Consider the following 19119-nt stretch of genomic DNA (forward strand, 5'->3'; position numbering starts at 1 on the left):
GGTTTTCAGGGGCGCGGGGAACTGCGCGACACACCACGAAGGACCGTCGGGTGGCCGCCGGCAGGACGCGGCTGCAGCCCAGGGGCGCGGTGCGGGTCAGAAGGAGGAGAGGGTGCGCGGCCCGAGGTCGGTACGGGCGGGGGGCGGAGCCAGCCGCACGGTGGCCCCGAGGACAGTGAGCCCGTCGGGCGCGACGACCACCGGGTCGAGCGCCACCCCGACGACCTCGGGAAGATCATCCGCCAGCATCGACACCCGCAGGAGCAGCGCTTCGAGCGCCCCCGTATCGACCGGCTCGGCCCCGCGCCAGCCGAAGAGCAGCGGCGCCGCCTTGATGGAGCGGACCAGTTCCGCGACGTCCCGGTCGGTGGCCGGGACGAGCCGGTGCGCGATGTCCCCGAGCAGCTCGGAGGGCGGCCCGGCCAGCCCGAAGGACAGGACGGCCCCGGCCCCGGGATCCATCCCGGCGCGTACGACGGTGTCGACGCCGCGCGGCGCCATCGCCTGGACGACCGGCAGCAGCTCGGCCGGGCCGCCGAGGCGCGCGGTGAGTTCGTCGTAGGCCCGCCGCAGGTCGGCCTCGTCGGCGAGGTCGAGCCGTACGCCGCCGAGGTCGGCGCGGTGCCGCAGGTGGGGCGCGGTGGTCTTGAGGGCGACCGGGTAGCCGAGCGTCGCGGCGGCGGCGACGGCCGCGTCGGGACCGGGCGCGGGCAGCGCCCGGCGGACGGTGATGCCGTAGCGGCCGAGCAGCGCCGCCGCGTCCTGGTGGGACAGGGTGATCTCCGTCGGCGGTGAGCCGTCCGGCAGCAGCCGGCGTACGTCGTCGGCAGCCGCGGCCTCCTGGATGTCGTCGAACTCCGGCACCCGCCCCGGCTCCGCGGCGCCGGCCCGCCACGCGGCGTATCCGGCGGCCTCCGCGAGGGAGCGCACGGCCCGGTCGGGCGCGCGGTAGGCGGGAACGCGGGCGCCGGGTCCGCCGGGGGCGCCGAGCCGGTCGGCGAAGCCGTCGAGGGCGAGGTGGACCACGACAACGGGCTTGCCCCCGACCGCCGCCCGCCGCAGGGCGTCGGCGAGCTCGGGATCGTCCGCGGCCCCCTCGCCGGGACCTGGCCCGCCGGAAGGCCCGGGCTCCGGGCCCGGCTCGGCGGCGACCCCCAGGCCGGCGTCGGCGGCGAAGGCGGTCTCGGCGGACCCGGTGTCCGCCGGCTCCTCGGTGCCGACCCGGGGAATCGCGGTGACCACCACCGCGTCCGTGCCCGGGTCGGCGAGCGCGGCCCCGAGCGCGGCGGCGAAGTCGGCGGGCGCCGCCCCGGTGGTGAGGTCGAGCGGGGCGGCGGGGCGCAGGCCCGCGGTGAGGGCGGCGTCGTAGGTGAGCAGGCCGAGCGATTCGGAATTGCCCAGGATCGCGACCCTGTCGCCTGCGGGCAGCGGCTGGAGCGCGAGGAAGAGCCCGGCGTCGAGGAGTTCGGTGACGGTGTCGACCCGGATCACCCCGGCCTGCCGGAAGAGCGCGTTGACGGTGCTGTCGGGGATGCGGGTCACGGGCACGCTGTGCCCGGCGGGCACCGAGCCGCTGTGCAGCGCGCCCTTGACCACCACGACGGGCTTGGCCGCGGCGGTGCGGCGGGCGAGCCGGGTGAATTTGCGCGGGTTGCCGAAGGATTCGAGGTACATCAGCACCGCGTCGGTGTCCGGGTCGTCCCGCCAGAACTGCAGCAGGTCGTTGCCGGAGACGTCGGCGCGGTTGCCGGCCGAGACGAAGGTGGAGGGTCCCGCGCCCCGCCGGTGCAGCCCGGACAGCAGTGCGATGCCGATCGCCCCGGACTGGGTGAAAAGGCCGAGCCGCCCGTGGTGCGGCATGCCGGGCGAGAGCGAGGCGTTGAGCCGTACCGCGGGCGCGGTGTTGAGCACGCCGAAGGCGTTCGGCCCGATGACCCGCATCCCGTGGCTGCGGGCCTGCCGTACGAGGTCGCGCTGCCGCTCCCTGCCCTCGGGTCCGGTCTCGGAGTAGCCCGCCGCGATGACGACCAGGCCGCGTACTCCGGCCTCCCCGCAGTCGGCGACGGCCTGCGGCACCCACTGCGCGGGGACGGCGATCACCGCGAGGTCGACGCTCCCGCCGCTGTCGGTGATCTCCCGCACCGAGCGGTGTCCCGGTACGCCGTCGAGGTCGGTGCCGCCGGGCGGGAAGGAGTGGTTGACGGCGTAGAGGCGGCCGGTGAAGCCGCCGGCGACGATGTTGCGGAGCAGGGTGCGGCCGACCCCGCCGGGCCTGCGCCCGGTGCCGATCACGGCGACCGATTCGGGGCGCAGCAGCCGCTGCACGGACCGGGCCTCGGCCCGGTGCTCCCTGGACCGCATGACCTGCACGGACTCGGTGGTGGGCTCCAGGTCGAGATCGAGGTGGACGACGCCGTCGGCGAAGCTGCGCTGCTGGGTGTAGCCGGCGTCGGTGAAGACCTTGACCATCTTGCGGTTGGCGGGCAGGACTTCCGCGGTGAAGTGCAGGATGCCGCGCTCGCGGGCGACGGCCGCGATGTGTTCGAGCAGCGCGGAGGCCACCCCGCGGCCCTGGTGGGCGTCCTGGACCAGGAAGGCGACCTCGGCGCGGGTCCCGGTCCTGCCGGACGCCGACCGGCCGGCCTCGTCGGTGCGGTCGTAGCGGACGGTGGCGATGAACTCGTCCCCGATGGTGGCGGCCAGGCCGACCCGGTCGTCGTAGTCGTGGTGCGTGAAGCGGTGCACGTCCCGGTCGGACAGCCGCGGGTAGGGCGCGAAGAAGCGGTAGTACTTCGACTCGTCCGACACCTGTTCGTAGAAGTCGACGAGCCGTCCCGCGTCGTCGGGACCGATCGGCCGGATGTGGGCGGTGCCGCCGTCCCGCAGCACGACGTCGGCCTCCCAGTGCACGGGATAGGGCCGGCGCCCGGTGTCCTGCGGGTCGTGCTGGTCGCTCATGGCCCCCAGCGTATGCGGCGTGGCCATCTGGCGGCGGGCAGGCGCAGAGGGCAGTCTTGGTGAGCGCACCGGCGTGCCGACCGGCTCTCCGGCCGTGCAAAAATGGTCTAGACAACTTGGAAGACCTGACACACATTGAGGGGCAGCACCATGGTTGAGCGCCGCGTCAACGTCGGCTGGGCGGAAGGGCTGCACGCCCGGCCCGCGTCCATCTTCGTCCGCGCGGTGACCGCCGCGGGAGTGCCGGTGACCATCGCCAGGGCGGACGGCAGCCCGGTGAACGCCGCCTCCATGCTCGCGGTGCTCAGCCTGGGCGCACAGGGCGGCGAGGAGATCGTCCTGGCGTCGAACGCCGAGGACGCCCAGCAGGCGGCGACCGCGCTCGACCGGCTGGCGAAGCTGGTCGCCGAGGGCCTCGAAGAGCTTCCCGAGACCGTCTGACGGTTTTTCCGCAGGCCTTACCGCCGGCCGCCGCCGCGCGCATGCAGAATTCAGCGGGTCCCCGTAGTCCCTCCCGGATTGCGGGGTCCCGCTTTTCTGCAATTGCCGGCGGCGATACCGGTGCGGCAATTCACGACTCTTGTATACGGTGCGATTGTTAATTGCGGCGGCGCACTGCGTTTACGCGGTGTTTCAGGGTCCTCACCGCGGCCGCGTGTTCGACGTGGACGGCGGCGAGCCTGCGGGCCCGCTCGGCGTCACCGCGGGCGACCGCGTCCACTATCGCGGCGTGCTCCTCCCACGCCTCGACTGCCCGTCCCGAGCCGCCGTCGGCGTAGACCCAGGAGATCTTGTGCCGCAACTGGATCAGCAGCGCGGCCAGCGTCGGGCTGCCCGACGCCTGCGCCAGCGTCTCGTGGAACCAGCCGCTCAGCGACGGCAGATCGGACAACTGCCCCTGCACCGCCCGCTCCTGGCCCAGCCGGACAAGTCCGCGCAGCACCTTGAGGTGGGCGTCGGTCCGCCGCTGGGCGGCGCGTGCGGTGCCCAGCGGCTCCAGCAGGCCGCGGATCTCCAGCAGGTCGGCGGCCTCCTGCTCGGTGGGCTCCGCGACCGACGCGCCGGCGTGCTTGCGGGTGCGGACGAAGCCCTCGGACTCCAGGGTGCGCAGCGCCTCGCGCACCGGCACCCGCGAGACGCCGTAGCGCTGTGCGAGCAGTTCCTCGGTCAGCCGGCTGCCCGGCGGGAAGTAACCGCCGACGATGTCGTCGCGGATGGCCGTACACACCACCTCGGCGGAGATACGCCTCGCCGTGCCTTCCGTCCCGTTCACATCCGATTCCGCATCGCAGGACTCCGTTCTTTCCCCGTTATTCTGCAGTGACTCTATTCCAGCACGGATGGAAATGGGAATGCGGCCCGGGAATCAGGACCGATTCGCACGGAACCCCGGCGCCTGGGCGGGCGCCGGGGTTCCGGGTCGTGCGGTGCCGCCGTGCGGTGCCGGGGGCGTGCCCGGGCGGAGCCGCCCCCGGGGGGCGCTCAGCTGGTGATGCGCACCGGGCCGATGCCCAGCTCCCGTACCGGCTCGGCGATCACCGAGGCGTCGCCGACCAGGACCACCACCAGCCGGTCCAGCGGGAAGGCGCTCACCGCGGCGGCGGTGGCCTCCACGGTGCCGGTGGCCGCGAGGCGGGCGTAGAGCCGGGACTGGAAGTCGTCGGGCAGCTCCTGCTCCACCTGGTCGGTGAGGGTGCCGGCCACCGCGGCTGCGGTCTCGTAGCGCAGCGGCGCCACCCCGACCAGGTTCTGCACCGCGACGTCCCGCTCCTCGTCGGTCAGGCCGCCCTCGGCCAGGGTGCGGATCACCTGCCGCAGGTCGCCGAGCGCCGCGCCGGTGACCTCGGTGGCCACCGAGCCGCTGATCGCCAGCAGCGCCGCGCCCGTGCCGTCGGCCGACGACAGCAGCACCTGGCCGAAGGCCCGCACCCCGTAGGTGTAGCCCTTCTCCTCGCGCAGCACCCGGTCGAGCCGGGAGGTCAGGGTGCCGCCCAGGCAGTAGGTGCCGATCACCTGCGCCGCCCACACCGGGTCGTGCCGGTCCGCGCCGGTACGCCCGATGAGCAGCTGGGTCTGCACCGCGCCGGGGCGGTCCACGATGACCACCCGGGCGCTGTCGTCCGAGGTGATCGCCGGGCGGGGACGCGCCTCGGCCTTCGAACCGGTCCAGCGGCCCAGCGTGTCGTCCAGCAGCGCCGGCAGGTCGATACCGGTCAGGTCGCCCACCACGACGGCGGTGGACGTCGCCGGCCGCACATGGGCGGCGTAGAAGGCGCGCACCGCCGCCGCGTCGATCCTGCGGACGGTCTCCTCGGTGCCCTGCCGCGGCCGGGAGCAGCGCAGGGTGGCCGGGAAGATCTCGCTGGACAGCGCCATGGCCGCGCGCCGGGCCGGGTTGGCCAGCTCGTGCGGGATCTCGTCGAGCCGGTTGGCGACCAGCCGCTTGATCTCGTCGTCGGGGAAGGCCGGCGCCCGCAGCGCCTCGGCCAGCAGCGCGAGCGCCCGGTCGAGCCGGGAGGCGGGCACTTCGAGCGTGACCCGGACCCCGGGGTGGTCGGCGTGCGCGTCCAGGGTGGCGCCGCAGCGCTCCAGCTCGGCCGCGAATTCCTCCGCGCTGTGCTGGTCGGTGCCCTCCGACAGCGCCCTGGCCATGATGGTGCCCACGCCGTCCAGGCCCTCAGGCTCGGCGTCGAGCGGCGCGGCCAGCAGCACCTCGACCGCGACGACCTGCTGGCCGGGGCGGTGGCTGGTCAGCAGCGTGAGGCCGTTGCCCAGCGCGCCCCGCTCCGGGGCGGGGAAGGCCCACGGCTTGGGGTCGCCGGCCTGTGGCTGCGGGTGGAACGTCATGACGGCAGCGGTGTCGCTCACAGCTCGCCCTCTTCCTCGTCCTGATCCTGGTCGACCTGCTGGCCCTTGCCGGTGGGCTCGTAGACGAGCACGGCCCTGTTGTCGGGGCGCAGCCGGGCCGCGGCCACCTCCTTGACCTGCTCGGGCGTGACCGACAGCACCCGCTGCACGGCGGTCAGCGCCAGCTGCGGGTCGCCGAACAGCACCGCGAAACGGCACAGTTCGTCGGCCCGCCCGTTGACCGTCGCCAGCCGGTCGAGCCACTCGCGCTCCAGCTGGGCCTGCGCCCGCTCCATCTCCTCGGCCGTGGGGCCCTCGGCCGCGAAGCGGGCCAGCTCCTCGTCCACCGCGGTCTCGATGGCGCTCAGTTCGACGCCGCTGGACGCCTTGATGTCCAGCCAGCCCAGCGACGGCGCCCCCGAGAGCCGCAGCAGCCCGAAGCCCGCGGTCACCGCCGTACGGTCGCGCCGCACCAGCCGGTTGTGCAGCCGGGACGACTCCCCGCCGCCCAGCACGGTCAGCGCCAGGTCGGCGGCGTCCCCCGCGGTGGTGCCGTCCTCGGGCAGCCGGTAGGCCGCCATCAGGGCGCGCGAGGGCACGTCCTCCTCGATGACCTCGCGCAGCTGACCGCCCATCACGTCGGGCAGCGAGCCGTCCGTGGGCGCGGCCTTGCCGTCGTGCGCGGGGATGCTGCCGAAATACCTCTCCACCCAGGCCAGCGTCTGCTCGGGGTCGATGTCGCCGACGACGGCCAGCACCGCGTTGCCGGGCGCGTAGTACGTACGGAAGAAGGCCCGGGCGTCGTCCAGGGAGGCCGCGTCCAGGTCCGCCATCGAGCCGATCGGCGTGTGGTGGTAGGGGTGCCCGTCGGGGTAGGCGAGCGCCGTGAGGCGCTCGAAGGCGGTGCCGTAGGGCACGTTGTCGTACCGCTGGCGCCGCTCGTTCTTCACGACGTCGCGCTGGTTGTCCAGGCTCTCCTGGTCTAGCGCGTCCAGCAGGCTGCCCATCCGGTCGGCCTCCAGCCACAGGGCCAGTTCGACCTGGTGGGCGGGCATCGTCTCGAAATAATTGGTGCGTTCGAAGCTGGTGGTGCCGTTGAGCGAACCGCCCGCGCCCTGGACCAGCTCGAAGTGGCCGTTGCCCTTGACGCTGGCCGAGCCCTGGAACATCAGGTGCTCGAAGAGGTGGGCGAGGCCGGTGCGGCCCTTCACCTCGTGCCGCGAACCGACGTCGTACCAGAGGCAGACGGCCGCGACCGGGGTGAGGTGGTCTTCGGAGAGCACCACTCGCAGGCCGTTCGCCAGGCGGTGCTCGGTGGCTGTCAGGCCGCTGGAGTGTGCCTCCGGCGTGGCCGTGTGACCCATGGGCAAGCTGTCCTTCCGGTCGCGTGCTCGTGACTGCGTAGAGTGCTGCCACTCTAGGCAAGCGAGTCGCCGGGCGGCGAAGTTCCCGCTCGTGGGCGCGCTCGTGCCGGGTCGTGGTCGGCGTTGTCGGCGGCGCGGTCCACAATGGTCCGCGTCAGTTCACCGGTCCAGCCGAACGACCTTCCGGTCCAGACGAAGGAGCGCCGCCGAGATGGCCCGCCGCACGACGAAGACCCCGCCGCCCGACGACGGCTTCGAGGAGCGCATCCTCGACATCGACGTCGTGGACGAGATGCAGGCCTCGTATCTTGAGTACGCCTACTCGGTGATCTACGCGCGCGCCCTGCCCGACGCCCGTGACGGCATGAAGCCGGTGCACCGCCGCATCGTCTACCAGATGAACGAGATGGGCCTGCGCCCCGACCGCGCCTTCGTCAAGTGCGCCCGGGTCGTCGGCGAGGTGATGGGCAAGCTGCACCCGCACGGCGACTCGTCGATCTACGACGCCATGGTGCGCATGGCGCAGCCGTTCTCGCAGCGCCTGCCGCTGGTCGACGGGCACGGCAACTTCGGTTCGCTGGACGACCTGCCGGCCGCGATGCGGTACACCGAGGCCCGCATGTCCGGCCCGGCGCAGCTGATGGTCGAGTCGATCGACGAGGACACCGTCGACTTCGCGCCCAACTACGACGGCCAGGAGCAGGAGCCCGGCGTCCTGCCTGCGGCGTATCCGAACCTGCTGGTCAACGGCTCCTCCGGGATCGCGGTCGGCATGGCCACCAACATGCCGCCGCACAACCTGGGCGAGGTCATCGCCGCCGCCCGGCACCTGATCCGCTACCCGAACGCCGACCTCGACGCGCTGATGCGGTTCGTGCCCGGCCCCGACCTGCCGACCGGCGGCCGGATCATCGGCCTGTCCGGCATCAGGGACGCCTACGAGACCGGCCGCGGCACCTTCAAGATCCGCGCCACGGTCACCGTGGACGACGTCACCCCGCGCCGCAAGGGCCTGGTCGTCACCGAACTGCCCTTCACCGTCGGCCCCGAGAAGGTCATCGCCAAGATCAAGGACATGGTCGGCGCGAAGAAGCTCCAGGGCATCGCCGACGTCAAGGACCTCACCGACCGCGAGCACGGCCTGCGGCTGGTGATCGAGATCAAGAACGGCTTCAATCCCGAGGCCGTGCTCGAACAGCTCTACAAGCTGACGCCGATGGAGGACTCCTTCGGCATCAACAACGTGGCACTGGTGGACGGCCAGCCGCTCACCCTGGGCCTGCGCGAGCTGCTCGAGGTCTATGTCGACCACCGCTTCGAGGTCGTGCGGCGGCGCAGCGAATTCCGCCGCACCAAGCGCCGCGACCGGCTGCACCTGGTGGACGGCCTGCTGGTGGCGCTGGTCGACATCGACGAGGTCATCGCGATCATCCGGGCCAGCGAGAACGCGGCGCAGGCCAAGGAGCGCCTGATGGCGCGCTTCGGCCTGTCCGAGATCCAGACGCAGTACATCCTGGACACCCCGCTGCGCCGGCTGACCCGCTTCGACCGGATCGAGCTGGAGGCGGAGCGCGACAGGCTCACCGCCGAGATCGAGGAGCTGACCCGGATCCTGGAGTCCGACGCGGAGCTGCGCAAGCTGGTGTCCTCGGAGCTGGCGGCGGTGGCCAAGCGGTACGGCACCGAGCGCCGCACCGTGCTGCTGGAGTCGGCGGGCACGCCGGTCTCCGCGGTGCCGCTGGAGGTCGCCGACGACCCCTGCCGGGTGCTGCTGTCCTCAACCGGGCTGCTGGCGCGTACGTCCAGGGGTGACGGGCCGTTCGAGGGCGGCGGGCGGCGGGCCAAGCACGACGTGATCGTCTCGTCGGTGCCCACCACGGCCCGTGCCGACATCGGGGCGGTGACCTCGTACGGGCGGCTGCTGCGGCTGACGGTGATCGACCTGCCGATGCTGCCGGACACCGCGGGAGTGCCCACGGCGGCCGGCGGCGCGCCGCTGACGGAGTTCCTGGCGCTGGAGGACGGCGAGCGGGTGCTGTGCCTGACCTCGCTCGACGAGTCCTCGCCCGGCCTGGCGCTGGGCACCGAGCAGGGAGTGGTCAAGCGCGTGGTGCCCGACTACCCGGCGAACAAGGACGACCTGGAGGTCATCGGCCTCAGGGACGGCGACACGGTGGTGGGCGCGGTGGAGCTGCGCACCGGCGAGGAGGACCTGGTCTTCATCACCGACGACGCCCAGCTGCTGCGCTATCCGGCTTCCCAGGTACGCCCGCAGGGCCGCCCGGCCGGCGGCATGGCGGGCGTCAAGCTCGCCGACGGGGCCAAGGTGATCTCCTTCACCGCGGTGGACCCGGCGGTGGACGCGGTGGTCTTCACGGTCGCCTTCGCCGAGGACACCCTGGAGGGGGCGGGTGAGGGCACGGCGAAGCTGACGCCGTTCGAGCAGTATCCGCGCAAGGGGAGGGCCACCGGCGGGGTGCGCTGCCAGCGCTTCCTGCGCGGCGAGACGGGCCTGGTCTTCGCCTGGGCCGGCGCCGCACCGGCCCGCGCGGCGACCGCGGCCGGCGCACCGGCCGAGCTTCCCCCGAAGGACCCGCGCCGCGACGGCTCGGGCGTGCCGCTGGCCAAGCCGGTGGCGGTGGTGGCGGGCCCGGTGTAGCGGGGCCGCCGCCGGAGTTGTCATGGACGGCCCGCGGCGGCGGTTAGGCTCGCCTTCGTGAGTACGTGTACGACGGCGTCGGCGGAGCTGGGTGAGCCGGTGGGCGCCACCGCGGCCACCGCCAGGACCTGGCTGCTCATCGAGCAGCCGGGGCCGTGGGGGGCCAAGGCGCTGACCGGGAGCAGGCTCGACCCGGCGGTGGGCCGGGCGCTGGACCGGGCCGCCGACGGCACCGGGGTGCGGATCGCGCTGATCCGCAGGCCCGGGCGGCACGCCGACTCGCACACGCCCGCCCGGCACCGCGTCCACATCGGGCACACCGCGCCGGGCCGCGGCTGGGTCCGCAGCGACACGGTCGCCGACCCGGCGGAGCTGGTGGAGCTGGACTTCGCGGCGCTGGGCGCGGGTTCGCACGACGGCTTCGGCGCGGCCCACGCGGGCCCGCCGCTCGCGCTGGTGTGCACCAACGGCAGGCGGGACCGCTGCTGCGCGGTGCGCGGCCGGCCGCTGGCCGCGGAGCTGGCCGCCTCCGGCGGCGCCGACACCTGGGAGGTCACCCATCTGGGCGGCCACCGCTTCTCCCCCACCATGCTGGTGCTGCCCTACGGCTACGTCTACGGCCGGGTCGACGGCCGGGTCGCCAAGGACGCGCTGGAGGCGGCGCGTTCGGGCCGGATCGTGCTGGACGGCTGCCGCGGCCGGTCCACCTGGGACCGCCCGGGCCAGGCCGCCGACCTGGCCGTACGCGCCCTGGCGGGCGAGGACCTGGAGGACGCGCTGACGGTGCGGCGTACGGTCGCCGAGCCGGACGGCAGCGGGTGGTCGGTCCTGGTCGCCCACACCGACGGCCGGGCCTGGGACGTGACGGTGGCGCGGACTGCCGCGCAGCCGCCGCGCCCGGAGAGCTGCGACGGCCCGCTCGGCACCCCGGCCCTGCTGGAGGCGACCGGGATCACCGCGGTCACCGGACGTTCGTGACGAATTCTGTGGTGTGGGTGCGGCTCAGGTCCACGGTGGTGTGCTGGAGGTTCGGGTTGAACGCCTTGAGCACGCCCTCCACGGTCGTCGGACCGTCGGCCGGGATCACCCCGTCGGCGGTGAACATCGGCAGCGTCGCCTTGCTCGACTCTGCGTAGAGCTCGGCGCCGCCCTGCGCGCAGTCGGCGGGCATCTTCGCGGCGGTCTCCTGCGGGGGGTGTGCGCGGACATCCACCGGAGCGTCTTCACGAAGGCGTTGGCCAGCTTCTGGACGGTGTCCTTGTGGCCGTTCACCCAGTCGGTGTTCATGTAGAGGCTGGAGGAGGGGTGGAGCCCGCCGAGCGCCTGCCGCGAACCGTCGGGCGTACGCAGGTCGTAGAGCACCTTGCCGGCGCCCTTGGCGAGGATCTGCGCGACGGCAGGGTGCGTCTCGGCGCAGGTGCTGCTGATACAGCTGATGATCACCGGCGGGGTGACCGCGCTGGCCATCGGGCTCTTCCTGGCGCCGCTCAGCGGCCGGATGGACGAGCAGTCGATGCGCAGGGCGCTGGCCGTCGCGCAGACGGTGGCGGCCGAACCGCAGGTGGCGCAGTCGCTGCTGACCACCCGGCCGACCCCGGGCGGCCCGCTGCGGGCGGAGGCGGAGCGGATCAGGCTGGCCGCCGACGCCAGCTGCGTCGTGGTGACGGACACCCGCGGCACCGGCTGGTCGCACACCGACACCGCCCGGATCGGCGAGCATGTCTCGACCGCCCCGAGCACGGCGTCCGCGAAGGGGTGGTGGCGCTCGACACGCACGGCAGGATCCGGCTGGTCAACGACGAGGCGCAGCGGCTGCTCGGCCTCGGCGCGGAGGCGGCGGGCCGCCCGCTGGACGAGGTGCTGCCGCCCGGGCGGACCACCGACGTGCTGGCGGGGCGGGCCGAGGGCAAGGACCTGCTGACCGTCGGCGGTGAACTGGTCGCCAACCGGATGCCCATCGAGGGCGGCGGCGCGGTGGCCACCCTGGAGGGCGGCCGGATCGACCTGGTGCTGCTCGACCACTATCTGCCGGACGAGACCGGCCCGGTGCTGGTCCGGCGTATGCGGCAGCCGGGCCACCACGCCGATGTGATCATGGTGACGGCCGCCAGGGACGTGGTGACCGTGCAGGCCGCGATGCGCTTCGGCGTACTGCAGTGTCCCGTCAAGCCGTTCGGCTTCGCGGGACTGCGGGCCGAACTCGACGGTTACGCGGCGCTGCGCCGCACCCTGGACGGGGTGGTCGGAGGCGGCGGCGGTGAGGCGGGCCAGGAGCAGGTCGACCGGATCTTCGGCGCGCTGCGTACGGCCGCCGCGGCGCCCGCCGCTCTGCCCAAGGGCCATTCCGCGCCCACCGCCGACCTGATCCGCCGGGTGCCCGGGAGGCGCCGCACCCGCTGTCCGCCCACGAGGTGGCCGAACGCGCGGGCCTGAGCCGGTCCACCGCCCAGCGCTATCTCAAGCATCTGGAGCAGGCGGGCCGGCTTCGGCTCACTTCGAAGTACGGCGACACCGGCCGCCCCGAGCACCGCTACGCGTGGGCGCGGGCGGACTGGCCGCCCGGCCTACACCGCTCCGGCGCCGGTGAGCGACCGCACCTCCGTCTCGGCGTAACGCCCCGGATCGGCGGGCTCGGGCGAGAGCACCGTGCCGAGCCACCCCGCGAGGAAGCCCAGCGGGATCGAGATCAGGCCCGGATTCTCCAGCGGGAAGACATGGAAGTCGGTCCCGGGGAAGAGCGCGTCCGGCCGTCCCGACACCACGGGCGACAGCACGACCAGCAGCAGCGCGGGGACCAGCCCGCCGTAGATCGCCCACACAGAACCGCGCGTGGTGAAGCGCCGCCAGAACAGCGAGTACAGCAGCGCCGGCAGATTCGCGGACGCGGCCACCGCGAAGGCCAGGCCGACCAGGAAGGCGATGTTCTGGTCCTGCGCCAGCAGGCTCAGCGCGATCGCCGCCGCGCCGATGCCCACCGCCGCGAAGCGCGCCACCCGCACCTCGTCCTGCTCCATCGTGCCCGCCCCCGGGTCCCGCCGCCCGTGCTTGGCGATCGGCCGGCGCAGCGCGGTGTAGAGGTCGTGGGCCACCGAGGCCGACGAGGCCAGGGTGATACCGGCGACCACGGCCAGGATGGTGGCGAAGGCCACCGCTCCCACCACGGCGAACAGCACGGTGCCCCAGGTCGTCCCCGCCCCGCCGCCCAGCGCCTCGGCGAGCAGCGGCACCGCCGTATTGCCCGCCTCGTTGGACGACCGCACGGTGCCGGACCCGACCACGGCCGCGGCGCCGAAGCCGAGCACGATCGTCATCAGGTAGAACACCCCGATCAGCCCGATCGCCCACACCACCGACCGGCGGGCCGAACGCGCGGTCGGCACGGTGTAGAAGCGCGACAGGATGTGCGGCAGTCCCGCGGTGCCAAGCACCAGTGCCAGCCCGAGGCTGATGAAGTCCAGCCGCGACGTCCAGCTCCCGCCGTATTTCAGTCCCGGTGCGAGGAACGCCTCCCCGTGCCCGCTGCCGGTCGCCGCCGAGTGCAGCAGCTCGTCGACATTGCCGTGGAAGCGGACCAGCACCATCACGGTGAGCAGCACCGTGCCGCCGAGCAGCAGCACCGTCTTCACGATCTGGATCCAGGTGGTGGCCCGCATCCCGCCGAAGGACACGTAGAACACCATGAGCGCCCCGACCCCGATCACCGCCCAGGTCCTGGCCCCGTTGCCCTGACCGCCGATCAGCAGCCCGACCAGACTGCCCGCGCCCACCATCTGCGCGACCAGGTAGAGCACCGACACCACGACGGACGAGATGCCCGCCGCGATCCGCACCGGCCGCTGCCGCATCCGCGCCGACAGCACGTCGGCCAGCGTGTAGCGCCCGCAGTTGCGCACCAGCTCCGCGACCAGCATGAGCACCACCAGCCACGCCACCAGGAATCCCACCGAGTAGAGCAGCCCGTCGTAGCCGAACAGTGCGATCAGCCCCGAGATGCCGAGGAAGGACGCCGCCGACATGTAGTCGCCCGCGATGGCGAGGCCGTTCTCCATCGAGGTGAACATCCGCCCGCCGACGAAGAACTCCTCCGACGAGCTGCGCCGCCGCCCCGCCCACGCGGTGATCGCCAGGGTCACCGACACGAACACCGTGAACAGCACCACGGCCAGGCCCTGGTGCTCACCCGCCGAATCCGCCAGGTAGCGGCCGGCCTCCATCCGCCCGCCGCTCAACGCACCCGCTCCTGTCCGGTCCTGGTCGCCAGCGTCCACCGCAGATCCAGCGCCGCCCGGTCTCTGCGCAGCCTCGCGTGTCTCACATACGCCCAGGTCAGCAGGAACGTCGTGGCGAACTGCGCCAGTCCGGCGACCATCGCCACATTCACCTCCCCCGCGACCGGCCGCCCCATCAGTCCCGGTGCGGTGGTGGCCAGGACCACGTAGAGCAGATACCAGGCCACGAAGGCCGCCGCCGCGGGAAAGACGAACCCGCGATAGCGCCCTCTCACCTCCTGGAACGCCGCGCTGTCCTGCACCTCCTGATAAACCGCTCCTCGGTTCCCGACCGCCCCCGCAGCAGCCGGTGGCGCCGCGACCGGTGGGGCCGCGACCGCCACCGGTTCGGGTACCCAGAGCCCCGCGCCTCCGGCATCCCGCCAGGGATCGTCCACCCGCAGCGCCAGGGGGTCGCCGCCGTCGTGCTTGTCCACCGAACTCTCCTCGTTCCACGGCCAGATGGGCCGTGTGCCCAATCATGGACAGAGCGGAAAGATCCATGTACAACAACGCGAAACGTTCACCTCATCAGGTGATGCCGTGCCGGAAGGCGTATCCGACGACCGCGAGGATCACCTGGGCGTTGACCGGACCGGACCGGACATGACGGCCGCCTCCGTAGCGAGCGCCAGGGTGGCGACGAGCGCGGGCAGGGCCGCGGACATGACCGCCAGGCCGACGCCGGGCCGCCGGCCGCCCGGACCTGGCGGTCGGCTTCGAGCCCGATACCCGCGCTGGCGCCGATGAGCACGACGGTCTGACCGGTCATGTCCGCCATCTCGTACCTCCCGCTGCTACGCCTCCGTCTGCGGCGCGCCCCATGTGCAGGTCGCGGGTCCGACGAGCGTCGTCCTGATGACCGTGCCGGTGCTAGTCCTGAGCTGGTTGTTCGTGCCCGGCGCGTTGGCCGGCAGCCCGCTCACCGGCTGCGGATACGTGCCGAGGCCGACGTGGACGTCCACGTACCCGGGGTTCATCGTGGCCGTCATGCTGTCGCCCTGGGGGTCGGTCACGGCGTACTGGCTGCCCGTCCGCACGATCGTGTCGCCCGAGGGCAGGCTGAGCGTCCCGCCGGAGGTCAGCGAGGTGGCGTTCCCGTTGCCCATGAGGCCGCGGGAGGCGCACACCGCGACCGTGTCCGCGCCCATCTGCGTGGCGACCGCGCCGGACAGGCTCAGGCCGGCGAGGTTCGCGATCGGCTGCGAGGGGACCGCGACGGCGGGGCTGTTCCAGTAGCAGTCGCTGAGGTACGACGACCAGCCGGCCGGGCAGGTGGTGGAGTAGTTCAGGATCCGAACTGGATGAAGGCCGAGCTGCTGACGGATCCGGACTTCTCGCTCTCGTTTGGTGCGCCGCAGCCGTTCGGCAGTCGTGACGTCGAGGGAGCCTCTGCGATCTTCTTCGTTGTGCTCTCCGCGGCAGGGCAGCAGGACGCGGGCGACCGCACGGCGAGGACCGGGGCGCGTAGCGTGGGCGGACAGCGCCACGCATTTCACACTCGCCACATCTATTTCACCGCTGCCGGAGTACAGGAGTATCCGCACCGGGCGGGATCCAGCCAATTCCCGCATGCACACCTCAGCGTGTCGCTCGGAAGACCGAACGAGAGGTGCGCCCCGGTGACGTGGCGCACGGTGCACAGCGGCAGGGGTTTCCGCTCGGCCGTGCTGCTTTCGGCTCCCGGCTGATCGGCGTCTGCGGCGGCAGCGGGCCGGTTTCGGTCGCCTTGACGAGTGGTGGACCGAACCCCATGCTGGTGATCCGATCGGCCAGCGGGCTTTCCCATCAAGATGTGCGAGGAAACGACCCCGAGTACGCGGTACGGAATGCATGCAGGGATCAGCGGAACGCATGCGCCCGGCGTCCACATGAGAACTCGGCATGTGGCCTCGGCGTGTAGTCGATAGGTGTGATCGCTTTACCGCCTCGTGAAAGAGCGCCGTGCCCTGTAGGCGCGGTCCTGACGCAAGGAAGGGTGATCAGATGGGACCGCAGGATCCCGGCCACTGTTGCGGCCGGCTACGCGACCGCCGTCACACCGCTCCGCAGGGGCCGATGTGACGGGCATGCCGGAGGGCGGAAGACCGGGCCGCCCGCTCCAGGTGCGCCTGACCCCCGTGCTCCCGCCCGGGGCGACACCCGCCGTCCCCCCTCACGTCCCGTCCGCGGTCGCGCAACCGGCGGACGGCGCCGCCCTGAGCGGGGAGGGCGGCGCCGTCCTCCCCGCTCAGCGCCGCCTCGGCCTCACGCTCTACCGCCTCCGGCTGGAACACGAACTCTCGCTACGCGCACTGGCCCGGCTGCTCGGCTACAGCGCCCACAGCGTCTTCGTGGACGTCGAGCGGGGGCAGCGGCTGCCCTCCGAAGCCCTGGTAAGCGCCTACGAGCGTGCCTTCGGCCTGCCGCCGGACTCGCTGCTGAACCTGCGCCGACAGGCGCTGGCCGAGCGGGCGGAGCGCCTGACCGACGCGCTGTCCCGCGCGCTGGAGTCAGCGTCCGCTGTACCGCTCGCCGTACCGCCTGCTGCGCCTGCCTCCCACTGGCGCAGCAGGACCGTCCGCCTCGCGTCGGCCCTTGTCCGGCTGCAGACCGCCGTGCTCGGTCTCGCCCGCGCCCGGGGCGGTAGCCCGTCCGACCGGGCGCAGCCGGCGCCCTTGCCGGCGGCGGGTGGGCTCATCGGGCGATGGCCGGGCGGTTCGCCGAGACCGGCGCCCGTGCGCGCGGGAGGCGGATCCGCGGGCTGCCGGCGGCACCCGCGCGCGAGGCGGTGTCGGGGCCGGCGCTCCTTACCCGCCGTGTGAGCGGGGTGAGGACGAGCCCCGCGGCCTTCTCCTCACCCCGCTCATGCGGCGGCGCGCCGCTGCCTGCACTCCTCCAGCGCCTCCTGCACCTCCGGATCGTCGGGGGTGCCGGCCGCCGCCGCTTCGAGGTCGGCCAGCGCCTCGTCCCAGCGGCCGACGCTGCGCAGCACGAACGCGCGGTTGTAGCGGATGGCGGGGTCGTGGGGCGCCGCCTCGACCGCGCGGCCGAAGTCGTCAAGGGCGGCGTCGGGTTCCCCGGCGTCGAAGGCGAGCCCAGCCCGGCCGCACAGCGCGGCGACCAGGTCGGGGGCGGCGGAGAGCGCCCGATCGTAGGCCGCCCGGGCGCTCTCCGCCTCCGCGCGGTCGGCGTGCAGCCGACCCAGCGCGGCGAGCAGCAGCGGGCTGTCCGGCGCCAACTCCAGCCCCACGCGGATGTCGTGCTCGGCTGCTTCGGTCTCACCGCGGTCCAGGAGCAGGCCCGCGCGGTTGACGTAGGCGTCCACGAACCCGGGGTCGAGTTCCAGCACGTAGCTGAAATCGGCGAGCGCGCCCTCCTCGTCGCCCTGCCCGTTCCGCAGGTCGCCGCGGTTGTAGTACAGCTCGGGGAAGGGCGGACCGAGCCGGGTCACGGTGTCGTAGGCGGCGGCGGCCTCCTCGTGACGGCCCATCCGCTGGAGGAGGTTGCCCAGGTCGAGGTGGTACTCGGGGTAATACGGGTCCGCGTCGATCACCGCACGGAATTCGGCGAGCGCCTCCTCGTAGCGTCCCATCCCCGTCAGCACGGTGGCGCGGTTGTGGCGCAGCACCGAGCGGTGCAGACTGTGCTCGCCCTCGCCGAGTTCGCGGTCGAGTGCGGCCATGCCCTGGGTGACGAGTTCCAGCGCCTCCGAAGGGCGCCCCCGGTGAGCCTCGATCAGCGCCAGCCCGTTGTGGTGGAAGACGGTGCTGAAGGCCCGGCTGCGGGCGTCGGGCAGGAGACCGGAGATGGCGATGGCGGTGTTGATCCACGCCGTCGCCCGCTCGTGGTCCCGGCGGTCGGGCGCGCGGTGGCGGGTGTACAGCATGGCGGTGGCGTAGGCGACCTGCATGTGGACGCGAGGGTCGCGCATGTGGACGCGGGCCTCGTCGCAGATCGCCTCGGCCTCCTCAGCCCGGCCGAGTGCGGACAGGGTGGTGGGGAGCAGCGTGGAGAACGTCCAGCGTCGGCGCGCGGTGCTTTCCCAGTCGGTCAGCGCCCTGCCCCGCCGGCAGAAGTCCAGCACCGCGTCGTAGAAGCCGTGCAGCACGCAGGTGGTCATCGCCTGCTCCATCGCCGCCAGGCCCGCGCCGAGCGGATCCGAGCCGTGCTCGCGGTGGAACGGCAGGGCGCCGAGGGCCGTAACGGGGTCTTCGGCCGCCTCCAGTTCATCGGCGCGCGCGTCGTGCAGGCGCTGCCGCTCGTCCGGTGCCAGGTCACGGTACGCCGCGAGCATCGCCGGGTCGTCGTCCCGGCAGTCGCCGGCCACGTACAGCGCCGCGAGCGCGCGCGGTTCGCCGGGCGACCGGGCCGGGGACTGGGCAGGGGCGCAGTCCACCCGGCGGCAGTACCGCCGGAGAGCAGTGGGCAGTTGCTCGCCCAGGGGGGTTCCGGGTTCGGCGGGCACCTCCGCGGCCGGTTCGAGCAGGCCGGTGGTGCCCCCGGCCACCACGGTCAGCACCGCCGGGTCCATCCGGCGCAGCAGGACCGCGATGAACTCCGCGTCGGTGCGGTCGGCGTGGTCGAGGTCGTCGACGACCACGGCGCAGGGTCCGTGCCCCGGGGCGGACAGCAGGTCGTGCAGGAACTCCTTGAGACCGTGCGCGATGCGCAGCGTCCGCTGCCGCGCGTAGAACCGGGTTCGCTCGGTCGGCACCGCCAGCGAGGTCAGCGTCTCCTGGGTGGCGGGAACGATGCCGCTCAGGTCGGCGGCGGCGGTGAGGATCTCCACCTGGTGCGTGGCGACCAGATCCGGGCGCTCGATCAGCGCCGCCGGCACCAGGGCGCGCATCAGCGCGCCGGCCACCGTGTACGGGCCGCCCGACCGCCGGTTCGCGTCGATCACCCGCACCGCGGGATGGGCGGGGCCGGGCAGCAGCAGCGTCCCGAGGCGCTCGCGCCGGTCGCGCCGCAGTGCTCCGGCCAGGAAGAGGTGGGCGGGGGCCGACTGGTGCGTCGGGTCAGGCATGGGTTCTCCCGTAGC

13 protein-coding genes and 2 pseudogenes are annotated in these 19119 nt (G+C 73.3%); 6 read left to right on the forward strand and 9 right to left on the reverse strand.

The window, feature by feature from the left end:
• Positions 1–96 precede the first annotated feature (96 nt).
• Positions 97–2958, reverse strand: a complete 2862-nt coding sequence (locus V7E46_RS00960) for a bifunctional acetate--CoA ligase family protein/GNAT family N-acetyltransferase (protein ID WP_333766598.1) — start codon at positions 2956–2958, stop codon at positions 97–99.
• 150 nt (positions 2959–3108) lie between these two features.
• On the opposite strand from V7E46_RS00960, the gene V7E46_RS00965 reads away from it, so the two are divergent.
• A complete protein-coding gene (locus tag V7E46_RS00965; protein ID WP_333766599.1) occupies positions 3109–3399 on the forward strand; it encodes an HPr family phosphocarrier protein in 291 nt (96 codons plus the stop codon).
• A gap of 157 nt (positions 3400–3556) precedes the next feature.
• On the opposite strand, the gene V7E46_RS00970 is transcribed toward V7E46_RS00965, so the two are convergent.
• The 3 genes from V7E46_RS00970 to V7E46_RS00980 all read right to left on the reverse strand — a co-directional run bounded on the left by V7E46_RS00970 (position 3557) and on the right by V7E46_RS00980 (position 7169).
• Positions 3557–4231, reverse strand: a complete 675-nt coding sequence (locus V7E46_RS00970; RefSeq protein WP_329173937.1) for a GntR family transcriptional regulator — start codon at positions 4229–4231, stop codon at positions 3557–3559.
• A gap of 209 nt (positions 4232–4440) precedes the next feature.
• On the reverse strand, positions 4441–5805 hold the full coding sequence (locus V7E46_RS00975) for a M16 family metallopeptidase (protein WP_333766665.1): 1365 nt from the start codon (positions 5803–5805) through the stop codon (positions 4441–4443).
• A 17-nt stretch (positions 5806–5822) separates the two neighbouring features.
• On the reverse strand, positions 5823–7169 hold the full coding sequence (locus V7E46_RS00980; RefSeq protein ID WP_333766600.1) for a M16 family metallopeptidase: 1347 nt from the start codon (positions 7167–7169) through the stop codon (positions 5823–5825).
• Positions 7170–7380: 211 nt separating this feature from the next.
• On the opposite strand from V7E46_RS00980, the gene V7E46_RS00985 reads away from it, so the two are divergent.
• Positions 7381–9828, forward strand: a complete 2448-nt coding sequence (locus V7E46_RS00985) for a DNA gyrase/topoisomerase IV subunit A (protein ID WP_333766601.1) — start codon at positions 7381–7383, stop codon at positions 9826–9828.
• A 57-nt stretch (positions 9829–9885) separates the two neighbouring features.
• Entirely contained in the window at positions 9886–10806 is a 921-nt protein-coding gene (locus V7E46_RS00990; protein WP_333766602.1) for a sucrase ferredoxin, read from the forward strand.
• Here V7E46_RS00990 and V7E46_RS00995 read toward each other — a convergent pair.
• A pseudogene (locus V7E46_RS00995) lies at positions 10790–11235 on the reverse strand (ABC transporter substrate-binding protein); the annotation flags it as partial. The gene V7E46_RS00990 and the pseudogene V7E46_RS00995 sit on opposite strands and share 17 nt — an antisense overlap.
• 106 nt (positions 11236–11341) lie before the next feature.
• On the opposite strand from V7E46_RS00995, the gene V7E46_RS01000 reads away from it, so the two are divergent.
• Positions 11342–11749, forward strand: coding sequence for a hypothetical protein (locus V7E46_RS01000; protein ID WP_443053938.1), 408 nt, complete (start codon positions 11342–11344; stop codon positions 11747–11749).
• Positions 11743–12368 (forward strand): annotated as a pseudogene (locus V7E46_RS01005) (response regulator); the annotation flags it as partial. The gene V7E46_RS01000 and the pseudogene V7E46_RS01005, both read left to right, overlap by 7 nt.
• A gap of 24 nt (positions 12369–12392) precedes the next feature.
• On the opposite strand, the gene V7E46_RS01010 reads toward V7E46_RS01005, so the two are convergent.
• The 3 genes from V7E46_RS01010 to V7E46_RS01020 all read right to left on the reverse strand — a co-directional run bounded on the left by V7E46_RS01010 (position 12393) and on the right by V7E46_RS01020 (position 15604).
• Entirely contained in the window at positions 12393–14042 is a 1650-nt protein-coding gene (locus tag V7E46_RS01010) for a solute symporter family protein (RefSeq protein ID WP_333766666.1), read from the reverse strand.
• An 11-nt stretch (positions 14043–14053) separates the two neighbouring features.
• On the reverse strand, positions 14054–14533 hold the full coding sequence (locus V7E46_RS01015; protein ID WP_329173944.1) for a DUF485 domain-containing protein: 480 nt from the start codon (positions 14531–14533) through the stop codon (positions 14054–14056).
• Positions 14534–14893: 360 nt separating this feature from the next.
• The gene (locus tag V7E46_RS01020; RefSeq protein ID WP_333766603.1) at positions 14894–15604 is read right to left on the reverse strand and encodes a hypothetical protein; all 711 of its coding nucleotides are present in this window, start codon (positions 15602–15604) and stop codon (positions 14894–14896) included.
• A gap of 561 nt (positions 15605–16165) precedes the next feature.
• On the opposite strand from V7E46_RS01020, the gene V7E46_RS01025 reads away from it, so the two are divergent.
• On the forward strand, positions 16166–16900 hold the full coding sequence (locus V7E46_RS01025) for a helix-turn-helix domain-containing protein (RefSeq protein WP_333766604.1): 735 nt from the start codon (positions 16166–16168) through the stop codon (positions 16898–16900).
• A gap of 41 nt (positions 16901–16941) precedes the next feature.
• Here the strand turns inward: V7E46_RS01025 and V7E46_RS01030 are convergent, their stop codons facing one another.
• Positions 16942–19104, reverse strand: coding sequence for a tetratricopeptide repeat protein (locus tag V7E46_RS01030; protein ID WP_333766605.1), 2163 nt, complete (start codon positions 19102–19104; stop codon positions 16942–16944).
• Positions 19105–19119 lie beyond the last annotated feature (15 nt).

Source organism: Streptomyces sp. IBSBF 2435 (assembly GCF_036815005.1).
Taxonomy (GTDB): domain Bacteria; phylum Actinomycetota; class Actinomycetes; order Streptomycetales; family Streptomycetaceae; genus Actinacidiphila.